The 11,879-nt window shown below is 34.9% G+C and carries 13 protein-coding genes; 9 read left to right on the top strand and 4 right to left on the bottom strand.

Features of this window, described 5'->3' with window-relative positions; all coding sequences use genetic code 11:
* Positions 1-3: 3 nt before the first annotated feature.
* The 7 genes from atpD (at position 4) to ACNDLV_RS01440 (ending at position 5,001) form a co-directional block, all read left to right on the top strand.
* Complete coding sequence (atpD, locus tag ACNDLV_RS01470; protein WP_006587176.1) at positions 4-1,446, top strand: F0F1 ATP synthase subunit beta; 1,443 nt, start codon at positions 4-6, stop codon at positions 1,444-1,446.
* A gap of 11 nt (positions 1,447-1,457) precedes the next feature.
* Positions 1,458-1,901 (top strand): F0F1 ATP synthase subunit epsilon, encoded by a 444-nt coding sequence (locus tag ACNDLV_RS01465; RefSeq protein WP_006586526.1) that lies wholly within the window; start codon positions 1,458-1,460, stop codon positions 1,899-1,901.
* A 50-nt stretch (positions 1,902-1,951) separates the two neighbouring features.
* The gene (locus ACNDLV_RS01460; protein WP_006586527.1) at positions 1,952-2,188 is read left to right on the top strand and encodes a DUF1146 family protein; all 237 of its coding nucleotides are present in this window, start codon (positions 1,952-1,954) and stop codon (positions 2,186-2,188) included.
* Positions 2,189-2,268: 80 nt separating this feature from the next.
* Positions 2,269-3,258, top strand: coding sequence for a rod shape-determining protein (locus tag ACNDLV_RS01455; protein ID WP_006587177.1), 990 nt, complete (start codon positions 2,269-2,271; stop codon positions 3,256-3,258).
* Positions 3,259-3,267: 9 nt separating this feature from the next.
* Positions 3,268-3,555: a membrane protein insertion efficiency factor YidD gene (yidD, locus tag ACNDLV_RS01450; RefSeq protein WP_006586529.1), complete on the top strand. Its 288-nt coding sequence runs from the start codon at positions 3,268-3,270 to the stop codon at positions 3,553-3,555.
* A gap of 8 nt (positions 3,556-3,563) precedes the next feature.
* Entirely contained in the window at positions 3,564-3,791 is a 228-nt protein-coding gene (locus tag ACNDLV_RS01445) for a DUF2969 domain-containing protein (protein ID WP_006586530.1), read from the top strand.
* Between the two features lie 19 nt (positions 3,792-3,810).
* Positions 3,811-5,001 (top strand): FtsW/RodA/SpoVE family cell cycle protein, encoded by a 1,191-nt coding sequence (locus tag ACNDLV_RS01440; protein ID WP_048588166.1) that lies wholly within the window; start codon positions 3,811-3,813, stop codon positions 4,999-5,001.
* 59 nt (positions 5,002-5,060) lie between these two features.
* Here the strand turns inward: ACNDLV_RS01440 and ACNDLV_RS01435 are convergent, their stop codons facing one another.
* The 4 genes from ACNDLV_RS01435 to rpsD form a co-directional block, all read right to left on the bottom strand.
* Positions 5,061-5,501, bottom strand: coding sequence for a universal stress protein (locus tag ACNDLV_RS01435; RefSeq protein WP_006586532.1), 441 nt, complete (start codon positions 5,499-5,501; stop codon positions 5,061-5,063).
* A gap of 647 nt (positions 5,502-6,148) precedes the next feature.
* A complete protein-coding gene (locus tag ACNDLV_RS01430) occupies positions 6,149-7,447 on the bottom strand; it encodes a replication-associated recombination protein A (protein WP_006586533.1) in 1,299 nt (432 codons plus the stop codon).
* The gene (locus ACNDLV_RS01425; protein WP_006586534.1) at positions 7,444-7,911 is read right to left on the bottom strand and encodes a YueI family protein; all 468 of its coding nucleotides are present in this window, start codon (positions 7,909-7,911) and stop codon (positions 7,444-7,446) included. Before ACNDLV_RS01425 ends, ACNDLV_RS01430 begins: the two co-directional genes overlap by 4 nt.
* An 81-nt stretch (positions 7,912-7,992) precedes the next feature.
* Positions 7,993-8,604, bottom strand: a complete 612-nt coding sequence (rpsD, locus tag ACNDLV_RS01420; protein WP_006584510.1) for a 30S ribosomal protein S4 — start codon at positions 8,602-8,604, stop codon at positions 7,993-7,995.
* A 293-nt stretch (positions 8,605-8,897) separates the two neighbouring features.
* Here rpsD and ezrA point away from each other — a divergent pair, with 293 nt between their 5' ends.
* Both ezrA and ACNDLV_RS01410 read left to right on the top strand, forming a co-directional pair.
* Positions 8,898-10,631 (top strand): septation ring formation regulator EzrA, encoded by a 1,734-nt coding sequence (ezrA, locus tag ACNDLV_RS01415; RefSeq protein ID WP_006586536.1) that lies wholly within the window; start codon positions 8,898-8,900, stop codon positions 10,629-10,631.
* 86 nt (positions 10,632-10,717) lie between these two features.
* Positions 10,718-11,872 (top strand): cysteine desulfurase family protein, encoded by a 1,155-nt coding sequence (locus ACNDLV_RS01410; RefSeq protein WP_006586537.1) that lies wholly within the window; start codon positions 10,718-10,720, stop codon positions 11,870-11,872.
* The last annotated feature ends 7 nt before the right edge of the window (positions 11,873-11,879 follow it).

Raw genomic sequence — 11,879 nt, 5'->3', positions numbered from 1 at the left:
ATTGTGAGTGAAGGTGAAATCGTTCAAGTCGTTGGACCTGTTGTTGACGTACAATTCCCAATTGACAAAAACTTACCTGATATTAACAATGCTTTGCATGTTATTAAGTCAGATGATGAAACCATTACACTTGAAGTAACACTTGAGCTTGGAGATGGTGTGTTAAGAACCATTTCTATGGAATCTACCGACGGTTTAAGACGTGGAATGAAGGTCGTTGATACAGGTGCTCCAATTTCCGTACCTGTTGGTGACGATACTTTGGGACGTGTATTTAATGTCCTAGGTGATCCAATTGATAATGGCCCTAAGTTCCCTGCTGATCATCGTCGTGATAGCATCCACAAGGAAGCTCCTAAGTATTCTGAATTAACTACTAGCCGTGAAATCCTTGAAACTGGTATTAAGGTTATTGACCTCCTTGAACCATATGTTCGTGGTGGTAAAGTTGGATTATTTGGTGGTGCTGGTGTTGGTAAAACTACAATTATCCAAGAATTAATCCATAATATTGCCCAAGAACACGGTGGTATTTCAGTATTTACTGGTGTTGGTGAAAGAACCCGTGAAGGGAACGACTTATACTTTGAAATGAAGGCATCTGGTGTTTTAGATAAAACTGCTATGGTCTTCGGTCAAATGAATGAGCCACCTGGTGCCAGAATGCGTGTTGCATTAACTGGATTGACAATCGCTGAATACTTTAGAGATGTTGAAGGTCAAGATGTTCTTTTGTTCATTGACAATATCTTTAGATTTACTCAAGCTGGGTCAGAAGTTTCAGCCTTACTTGGTCGTATGCCAAGTGCCGTTGGTTATCAACCAACACTAGCAACTGAAATGGGGCAATTACAAGAAAGAATTACTTCTACTAAGAAGGGATCTGTAACCTCAATTCAAGCTGTTTATGTTCCAGCTGATGACTATACTGACCCTGCTCCAGCAACTACTTTTGCTCACCTTGATGCAACTACTAATCTTGAACGTAGTTTGGTTGAACAAGGTATTTATCCAGCTGTTGACCCACTTGAATCAACATCAAGTGCATTGGATCCAGAAGTTGTTGGTGAAGAACACTACGAAGTTGCTACACGTGTGCAACATGTTTTGCAACGTTACCATGAATTGCAAGATATTATCTCAGTTTTAGGTATGGATGAATTGTCAGACGAAGAAAAGATGATTGTTGCGCGTGCTCGTAAGATTCAATTCTTCCTCTCACAAAACTTCTTTGTTGCAGAAACATTTACTGGTGTTCCAGGTTCATATGTTCCTGTAAAAGAAACTATTAAAGGCTTTAAGATGATTTTGGATGGTCATTTAGATGACTTGCCTGAAGATGCATTTAGAGGTGTTGGACCAATTGAAGATGTCATCAAAAAGGCAGAAAAGATGGGTGTAACACCATCTGACCCAGAAGCTAAGGCCTTATTAGCAGAAAAGTAGGGTGATGCTTTATGGCAGAATCTGAAAAGTTAATGACAGTAAATGTTGTGACTCCTGATGGTTTAATTTATTCTCATAAATCAAGCATTGTCGTTATGAGAGCGATTGATGGAGAAAGAGCTGTAATGTACAATCATACTCCATTTTTAACTCCTCTTGTAATTGGTGATGTAAGAGTAAAAAGAGGAAAGCAATTAAACAATCGTGTTGATCATATTGCTGTAAATGGTGGCTATATCGACTTTTCAAATAATGTTGCAACAATTATCGCTGACAGTGCTGAACGTGCTAGAAATATTGATTTGTCACGTGCAGAAGCTGCTAAAAAGCGTGCAGAGCAGCATTTAAAGGAAGCCAAAGCAAGTCATAATGAAAGCTCATATGAAAGAGCTTCTGTTGCTTTGAAGCGTGCTGTTAACAGAATTAATGTTCATCAAAGTACACAACAAAAATAATTGAAAAGCAAGCGCTAAGCGTTTGCTTTTTTCTTTATAAGGAGAAGTTTATGCAACAATTGGGTTTACATGCACTTTTAAGTTTATTTATTTATTTCGTAACAACTGCTTTAGCTTTTCAAGCAATTAAATGTTTAGATTTAAGTAAACTATTTAAAATAAAAAAGATTTTTGAAGAACAAATTTTGGACATTTTTTTAGCACTTGGTTTAGGGTATTTAGTAGGGCAGTTTTTTATTGCATTCATGGATTATTCTTTAACTTTGACTAATCTTTTTAATAATTAATAAAGCAATTGCAATCTGACAGGCAAGATAAGGCCAAGTATGGTATAATTTTTCGTGATATAAAATTGGAGGATATACTATTGGCAAAAGACATCGGAATTGATTTAGGTACAGCTAATGTATTAATTAACGTATCAGGTAAAGGTATCGTCTTAAATGAACCTTCTGTTGTTGCAGTTAACACTGAAAATAATGAAGTAGTGGCGGTAGGTACTGAAGCTTATGAAATGGTTGGTAGAACTCCAGGAAATATTAGAGTTATTCGCCCATTAAAAAATGGTGTAATTGCAGATTTTGATATTACTGAAGCAATGCTCAGTTATTTCATTGAAAAGCTCAATGTTAAGGGCTTTATGGCAAAGCCTAACATTTTAATTTGTGCTCCAACTGGTGTAACATCAATTGAACAAAAGGCTATTATTCAAGCTGCTGAAAAATCAGGTGGCGGAAGAGTTTACCTGGATTTTGAACCTAAGGTAGCAGCCGTAGGAGCGGGACTTGATATCTTTAAACCACAAGGAAATATGGTTATTGACATTGGTGGTGGAACAACAGATATTGCTGTTTTATCAATGGGTGAAATTGTAACTGCTAAGTCCTTGCGTTGGGCTGGTGATAAGATGAATCAAGCAATTGTAAGTTACATTAAAAATAATCGGAACTTATTAATTGGTTCTAGAACAGCTGAACAAATTAAAATCGAAATCGGTAGTGCATTTGAACCAGATCCCGAAAAGAAAATTACAGTTCGAGGTAGAGATATGGTTGCAGGGCTTCCTAAGCAAACCACTATTTCAGCGATTGAAGTTCAAGAATCATTACACGATGGCTTGATGTCAATCGTTCGGGCGACTAAGGAAGTATTGGAACAAACCCCACCAGAACTTTCCGCAGATATTATTGATCGTGGTATTATGCTTACTGGTGGTGGAGCATTGCTTGCAAACTTAGATAAATTAATTGCATATTATTTACAAGTTCCAGTATTAACGGCTGATTCCCCACTTGAAGCGGTTGCTTTAGGTACAGGTGCATTACTTAAAAATATTGAAAAGCACCAGGGCCGTTAGGAGAAAATATTGTCAGAATTATTGATCTTTTTGGTTCGAGCTTATCAAAAATTTATTTCGCCAATCTTACCACCAACTTGTCGGTACTATCCAACATGTTCAAGTTATATGATTGATAGTTTGCGTAAGCATGGACCGTTAAAGGGTTTAATAATGGGGATTGCGAGAATAATTCGTTGCAATCCCTTTGTTCGTGGTGGAGTTGATCCAGTTCCGGACCACTTTACTTTAAGGCGAAATCCTCATCCCGAAAAATATGAGGATCCAATTATTGCCAAAAAGTTTCATTCTAAATAGGAGTAATTATGTCTAAAAAGCTTGAAAATATTTCAATTGAAGTAAATGAACTTAAAGGAAAGTCCATTCCTAGTTGGGAAGTTATTATTCCAAACAAAAAGGCTATTGGTATCATTGAAAAGGTGGAAGGTCGCTATCGCGCAACTACTAATAAGAGCAATAATGTCCTTTTTTCAAAGAGTTTGGAAAGTAGTATTAATGACTTACTTTCTTACTTTGCCCTTCATGAAAAATAAAATGGGTCGTGATTAATTAATGGCAAAACTACAAAATAAAACTGATATTTACGATCGAGTTGCTTGGGGAATTGTTGGAGCAATTGCATTATTAGCAATAATCAGTTTTTATGCAATATGGATAGCTGCAAGCAATGACTCCACATTGGGAACTCCTTTTAAAGCAGTGATTGGACAGGCAGTGTGGTATATTTTGTCAATTGCACTTGTAATTGTGATTATGCAATTTGATGCAGATCAACTTTTTAAAATAGCACCGTATGCTTATGCATTAGGTATAATACTTTTAATTTTAGTTTTAATTTTTTATGATCGAAGTAGCTTTGTTAATAATGGTGCAAAAAGTTGGTTCAAATTGGGATCATTGACTTTTCAACCATCAGAAGTAATGAAGCCAGCATTTATATTAATGTTGGCTAGAATTGTTAAAGATCATAATGAATATTATGGCCATACATGGAGAAATGATTGGCTACTTCTAGGGAAAATATTTGCCTGGTTAGCGCCAATTGCTGTTTTGTTAAAATTACAAAATGACTTCGGTACAATGCTGGTATTCTTCGCAATTGTTGGCGGTGTTATTTTGGTGTCAGGGATAACTTGGAAAATAATTGTACCAACTTTTATTGTGATTGCAGTGCTAGGAACAACGACAATCTTACTGGTTACAACAAGTTGGGGACAGGCCTTTTTAGGCCATTTCTTTAAAGCATATCAATTTGAAAGAATAAATTCTTGGCTTGATCCTTCAGGTGATACTTCCTCTGGTGCATATCAATTATGGCAAAGTATGAAGGCAATTGGATCGGGGCAAATTTTGGGTTCTGGTTTTGGGAAATCAAGTGTTTATGTCCCTGTAAGAAGTAGTGATATGGTTTTCTCTGTATTAGGTGAAAGCTTCGGTTTTGTTGGTGGCGTTGTATTAATAATGATTTATTTGTACTTAATAATTCAAATGGTCATGATCAGTTTCGATACAAGAAATGCATTTTACTCATATATTTCAACTGGGATTATCATGATGATTTTATTCCACGTTTTTGAAAATATTGGAATGAGTATAGACTTGCTTCCACTAACAGGTATTCCATTACCATTTGTTTCCCAAGGTGGATCAGCCCTGATTGGTAATATGATTGGTATTGGCTTGATTTTATCAATGAAATTTCATAATAAAGATTATATCTTCTCAACTGCAGGAGACTTCTAAAAAAGCTTTAAGTATGTTGCTACATACTTAAAGCTTTTTTCTCTATTAAATTATAAAAATTATTTTTGTCGAATAACAATGACGTCACAATCAGCTGTTCTAGTAACGTATTCAGTTACACTGCCAATTAGTAACCTTTCAACTGCATTAAGACCAGTTGCTCCTAGTACAATTAAGTCTGTTTGATGCTTTTGTGGGAACTCATGAGCGATGATTGTTTTTGGAGAACCAAACTCAATAGAGTAGTGAACATTTTTGATACCAGCTTTTACAGCGCGATCATAATATTCTTCTAACTTCTTTTTGGCATCAGCTGAAACTTGTTCAACCATTGCTGAATCAAAACTAGAAACATTTTGAAATGATCTAGTATCAATAACATGTAAAATCTCTAAATTTGCGTTGTTTCTTTTAGCAATTGCAACAGCTTTTGAAAAGGCTAAATCAGCTTCCTTTGAACCATCAACAGCAATTTGAATATGTGAATATTGCTTTAACATAATAAGCACCTCTTTCTTAACTTTATTTTACCAAAAAACTAAAAATATATGATTACTTTTTAAATTATTTTTTAGTTATTGTTATTCCAAAAAATAAAATTACTAAGCAAGTCAATGAGATAGTAAGTAAATTTAATAAAACATTGTTTAGAAAGAGAAAAAATATTCCAAACAGGGTAATTAATCCTAAACTGAGGCTAGTAACTGTCATGCAGAAAGAATAATTTTTTTGTGAGCTATCAAATATCAAAAAATTAGTGTTTCTTTTAGACCATAAAAGAATATGCAAGAAAGAAAACTATTAGTAAAAAGATTAGAACAGCTATTTTAATAATCATAAACTATCATCCTATCAAAAAAGCGGCTCCAAAGGAACCGCCGTTAAAATCTAAAAAAATCCGAGTTGACTGTCGAACTGTAAAGACGCTTGTTGATCCCGCTAATAGCAAGTATATATGGTCTGTATCGCAGTGAATATGGATCCTGCTCAATGGCAGTTTTCCGATTCAGTAGTTATTTACAGACCTCCACGTCGTAGGTTTGATCGGTCAACTTTGTACTTTAATTCTATCAACTCGAATCACTTATTATAATAGCAGAATTTATAATAAAGTCAAGTAATGTACTCGCTTTCAACACTTGATATATCAGTGATTATCCAATCCATTTTCTTGCATTTGTTTTAGACGTTGATATTGATTTTTGAGTGCTAATTCAATTTTTGAGTTACCCTTTGGTCTAAAATAACTATCATGAATTAATGAGCTGGGTAAGTATTGCTGAGCAACCCAATCATTTGCATAGTCATGAGGATAGAGGTAGTTATTTCCATGTCCTAACTTTTTAGCACCTGAATAATGACTATCTTTCAAATGATTAGGAATAGAGGACACTTTCTGGGTGCGAATGACATCTAATGCTGAATCAATTGCGCTAATTCCGCTGTTACTTTTTGGAGAGAGTGATAATTCAATTACAGCGTTACTCAAAGGAATTCTAGCTTCAGGTAGGCCAATTTGTTGAGCAGTCCATACAGCAAGTGCTGCGTGTTGACAAGCAGCAGGATTTGCTAAACCAATATCTTCATAGGCAATGACTAATAAACGTCTGCAAATTGAGATTAAATCGCCACTCTCTATCAACCTAGCTAAGTAATGTAAAGCAGCATCGGTATCAGAACCACGGATTGATTTTTGAAAGGCAGATACTAAATCGTAATGGCCATCTCCATTTGCATCAAAATTTTGACTTTTAACTTGGATAGAATCAGCCATGATTTCCTGGGTAATTATTAGCTGTTGATCCTTATTTCTGCCTTTTTCAGCATATGTTGATAAGACTGCCAATTCTAGGGCATTTAGTGTAGCGCGTAAATCACCATTACCTTTTTCAATTAATAGCTGTTCAGCATCCTTTTGTAATTGAACATGGTATTTCCCTAATCCTCGTTCTTCATCGTTTAAAGCGCGGTGAATCGCTTTTTGGGCATCTGTGGCAGAAAGAGGATGTAGTTCAAAAATTTGGCACCTTGAGCGAATAGCCGGTGAAATTGAAATATAGGGATTTTCAGTTGTAGCACCTATTAATACGATTTGACCAGATTCTAAAAGTGGAAGAAGAAAATCTTGCTTTGTTTTATCCAGACGATGAATTTCGTCCAATAGCAAAATCACAGTTCCACTCATTTTTGCCTCTAGAGCAACTTGTTGCAAATCTTTTTTGGTATCAGTAGCAGCATTTAACATTCTAAAGGCATATTTAGTTGAACCTGCAATAGCTGAAGCGATACTTGTTTTTCCAATACCCGGTGGTCCATAAAGAATCATTGAGGATAATAATTTGGCTTCAACCATACGGCGAATAATTTTCCCTGGACCTACAAGGTGACTTTGACCAACAACCTCAGTTAAGTCTTGGGGTCTCATTCGATAGGCAAGTGGCTTCATTCAGTATCACCTCTATGAAATAGCTTATGCCAAAAACTTTCTTTTTTCGGCTGGTTTAATTGCTCTTTAGGAAATTCAGGTGGATATACTTGTTTAATTGCAATCCTATCTTTGTTTATTGCTGATTTAGCCACAACTAAAATCGCAGCTGAATCTGGATTGGTTTGTGCGTTTTCATCTGAAATAAGGGTAAACGGAATATTTTCTTTTGCGCATGAAGCTTCTATTTGATCAATTGCTTCATTTTGATCCATTTTCCCATTTATTAAAATTTGATAATCTTTATATTCATTAATATGGTTTAAGAAAATCTGACGACTTGTTGGATTTTCTAAATCGGTGATTGTCATTTTTAAATAAACACGTTCACGCAAACTTCCTAAATACCGTCGGCGTTCATCTGGTTTAGTCTGTAATGGACCGTGAGATGATTGCTCTAGGCGTTCATTCAAATTTTCTGACATATAACCAACCTCCTGTTAGAGAAAAAGAAAAAGCCTTTCCACACAATAGTAGGAAAGACTTTTTCCAAAAGCAACCAAAAATTAAAGAAGTTTGTTGTAGTATTCAACAACGAGGGCTTCGTTGATTTCTGGTTCCATTTCATCACGTTCTGGTAAGCGAACTAAGCTACCAGTTAATTTGTTTTCATCAAATGAAACAAATGATGGACGACTTACAACTGCTTCTAAAGCATCTTTAACTTGTTGTAAGTTCTTTGACTTTTCCTTCAAGCTGATTTCTTGACCAACTTTTACTTCGTATGAAGGAATGTCAACACGCTTGCCATCAACTAAAATGTGACCGTGGTTTACCAATTGACGAGCTTGTTCTCTAGTAGTTGCAAGACCTAAACGGTAAACGATGTTGTCCAAACGACGTTCAAGCAATACCATAAAGTTAGTACCGTGTTCACCTTGACGAATCTTACCAGCACGGTTGAACAAGTTTCTAAATTGACGTTCGTTTAAACCGAACATCCAACGAAGCTTTTGCTTTTCGTGTAATTGCATACCATATTCTGAAAGACGACCACGGTTGTTAGGACCATGTTCACCTGGTGCGTAATTACGACGAGCTAATTCCTTACCAGTACCTGAAAGTGAAATACCTAAACGTCTTGAACGTTTCCAACTTGGGCCAGTGTATCTTGACATAAAAAATCCTCCATTAAATAAATAAAAAATATTGATGGAGTAAAATATCTGAAATAAGCTCTGCATTCGTTCATCTGCAGTTGAATTTTCGCTCATTGCAGCACGAGTTACTAATTCACTAAAACGTCCACAGATGTTGACGAGCTTGCCAACTTATCGCTGCAAATATTTTACACGAAGACCATTATAGAGATTTTTAAACTTTTTTGCAAGGAATAGCATTAAAAACTATCTTTTATGAATGAAAAAATCAAGTTGTCTGTTATAATTAATGGTAGTTTTGGAGGAAAATTATGTCGTCAATACAATCACTCATTATAATTAGTATTGTCGTTTTGTTGATTGCCACAACTGGAAGTATGTTGATGCTCAATCGCCGACAAAGTAAAATTTTATCTTTTTTTGAACAAGATTTGAACGATTTAGAAGATCTTGGCATTTCTGCTGATATTAAAAATCTTGCTCAAATGGAATTAGCTGGTGAAAGCCTAAAAACGTTTAATAGTTGGAAAAAAGTTTATGAAAAGGCTAATGATAAGATAATTCCAGATTTACATGAAAGAATCGAACAGTGCCAAGAAATAAATACTCACTATAACTTATTAAGAGCAAGAAAAGAGATTAAGGCAATTGATTCTGCAATTGATTCAGTATCGGAAGATTTAAACAAAACTAAAGAAGTTTTTCGACAATTGTTAGAGTCTAATCGGGCTAATAAGTTGCAATATGATTCTTTAATTAAGATTTATCGGGATATTAGAAAAGAAGTACTTGCAGCTTCATTTTATTATGGTCCTGCTTTGGAAAAAATTGAAGATGAACTTAGTGAATTAGAAAGACATTTCAATAATGCTAAGAACTTGTCTGCTCAAGGTGATTATGTTGAAGGCAAGCGTGTTCTTGAAAAAATCGACAAACGTTTAGCTCATTTAAAAGACTTATTACCGCGAATTAAGAAAGCCCAGAATGCTATTCAAGATGTCTATCCTGAACAACTAGATGAACTTACCAGTGCTTATCGGAAAATGAGAGTTGATAAGTTAGCAGTTTCTGAAATTGATTTCTTAGAAGAAGTCAAAAAATTACAAACACTATTAGAAAAATCACGGGATTTGGAAGCACGGTTAGAGATTAATGAATTAGAATCTAATAATGCTCAATTAGCTAAAAAGATAGATGGCTTATATGACGTTATTACGAAAGAATATTCAGCTCGGCCATTTGTCGAGCAAAATCAAGATAAGATATTACGATTATTATCACATTTAGAAAACGGCTCGAATCAATTAATTGATAAACTTGAGCACATTGATCAAAGTTATGAATTAACACATGGTGAACTTCAAGAAGCTAAGGACTTATCAAAAGAAGTCTCTCAAATGGAAGAAAAATATAATCACGATGTACAAGCTTTGGCAGATGGAAAAGGTGTATATTCAGAAATTAAAGAGCGCTGGTTAAAACAACTTGAACGAATTAGTAAGATTGAAAAGCGTGAAAAAGAGCTAGTAGATGAAGTAGATGGACTTTACGAAGCTGAAAAGATGGCTAATGAATCTATTGCCGGCTTTAAGCAAGATGTTGCATTAATCTATCGACGCCTGCAAAGAAGAAACTTACCTGGAAAACCAGATAGTTTTATTCAGATGTACACTTTGGTTGTTAATGAAATTTCTCATACTAGTCAAGAATTGAACCAGGTTAGAATTAATATGGAAAAGATTTCTGAAGAAATGATTCAGATATCAGATGATGTTGATCGCTTAAAAAAAGAGGCCGATCAAATTATCAATTATGCAGCTTTGGTTGAATTGACAGTTCAATATTCTAATAAATATCGAACTAATCCAAAAGTAGCTAAGGCAAGAAGAACTACGATGGATTTATATAGTAGAGCTTACAATTATAAAGATGCTTTGGACACCATTGCAACTGCTATGGAACAAGTTGAACCTGGAAGTTATCAAAGAATTGAAAGTGCATATTATTCACAACTGAGTGCATCTGATGATGAGCAAGACGATTAAATTGCTCATTTAGCAATTTTAAGCTAAAATCAAATAGTTAGACAAACGACCAAAATTTTGGTCGTTTTTTCGAGGAGATTATTATTGTGATTTATTTTGATAATAGTGCAACTACAAGAATTTTCCCTGCTGCTTTGGAAACTTACAATAAGGTAAGTGAAGATATCTGGGGGAATCCTTCAAGCTTACATAAATTAGGAGATCGGGCTCATCAACTTTTAGAAGCATCACGTAAGCAGATTGCAGGCTTGTTAGATGTAAAGCCTAATGAAATCTTTTTTACTAGTTGTGGCTCAGAATCTAATAATTTAGCTATTAAAGAATCAGCTTTTACTAAGAAAGAATTCGGTAAACATATTATAACTACCAGTGTTGAACATGCTTCTGTTGCCAATACTTTTACTGCCCTTGAAAATATGGGGTATAGGGTAACACGACTTCCTGTTGATAGTGAAGGGCGAATTAATATCAATGATTTGAGGAATAGTCTTGATAGCGATACAACCTTGGTATCAATTATGGGTGTAAATAATGAAATAGGTACTATTCAGCCTATAATTGAAGCAGGTGAGTTGTTAGAAAATTACCCTAATATTCATTTTCACGTCGACAATGTTCAAGCTTTTGGAAAAAATATTTGGAAGCAGGTATTTTGTCCAAGAGTTGATTTAATGAGTTTGTCAGCTCATAAATATCATGCTCCAAGAGGAGTTGGTATCCTTTATAAAAAAGCTGGTAAAATGCTACTTCCATTAATTGATGGTGGAGGCCAGGAAAAGGGATTGCGGTCTGGCACTGAAAATCTTCCTGCAATTGCAGCTACTGCCAAGGCAATGCGCTTGGTTAGTGAAAAAGAGGCAGAAAATTATGAACGTGAGTATGCTGTTAAAGAAAAAATTTATAATTATCTTGCTGATAAGCCAGGAATTACAATTTTTTCACCTTTAAAATCTAATTTTGCACCCCATGTTTTAACTTTTTCATTGCTAGGAATTCGAGGAGAAACTTTAGTTCACACTTTAGAGCAAAAAGGAATTTATGTATCTACTACAAGTGCTTGTGCTTCGAAAGTTAGCGATGAAGCAAGTACTTTGGCAAGTATGAAAGTTGATGAAAAAGTTGCAACTAGTTCAATTAGATTGAGTTTTGACGCAAGTAATACCTTGCAAGAAGCAGATAAATTTATTAAGGTATTTGATGAAATTTATCGTCATTTTGCTAAAGTTAATCATTTAGGATAGGAGTAAA

The organism is Lactobacillus fornicalis (genome assembly GCF_055362665.1).
The sequence above is the reverse complement of the archived record's forward strand: the minus strand, read 5'-3'. Positions and strand labels throughout refer to the sequence as shown.

Excerpts from the sequence above, each read along its gene's own strand:
- ezrA (WP_006586536.1), top strand. The coding sequence starts at position 8,898 with ATGTCGTCAATACAATCACTCATTATAATTAGTATTGTCGTTTTGTTG.
- ACNDLV_RS01430 (WP_006586533.1), bottom strand. The coding sequence starts at position 7,447 with ATGAAGCCACTTGCCTATCGAATGAGACCCCAAGACTTAACTGAGGTT.
- ACNDLV_RS01460 (WP_006586527.1), top strand. The coding sequence starts at position 1,952 with ATGCAACAATTGGGTTTACATGCACTTTTAAGTTTATTTATTTATTTC.
- ACNDLV_RS01445 (WP_006586530.1), top strand. The coding sequence starts at position 3,564 with ATGTCTAAAAAGCTTGAAAATATTTCAATTGAAGTAAATGAACTTAAA.
- ACNDLV_RS01425 (WP_006586534.1), bottom strand. The coding sequence starts at position 7,911 with ATGTCAGAAAATTTGAATGAACGCCTAGAGCAATCATCTCACGGTCCA.
- ACNDLV_RS01440 (WP_048588166.1), top strand. The coding sequence starts at position 3,811 with ATGGCAAAACTACAAAATAAAACTGATATTTACGATCGAGTTGCTTGG.
- rpsD (WP_006584510.1), bottom strand. The coding sequence starts at position 8,604 with ATGTCAAGATACACTGGCCCAAGTTGGAAACGTTCAAGACGTTTAGGT.
- ACNDLV_RS01465 (WP_006586526.1), top strand. The coding sequence starts at position 1,458 with ATGGCAGAATCTGAAAAGTTAATGACAGTAAATGTTGTGACTCCTGAT.
- ACNDLV_RS01435 (WP_006586532.1), bottom strand. The coding sequence starts at position 5,501 with ATGTTAAAGCAATATTCACATATTCAAATTGCTGTTGATGGTTCAAAG.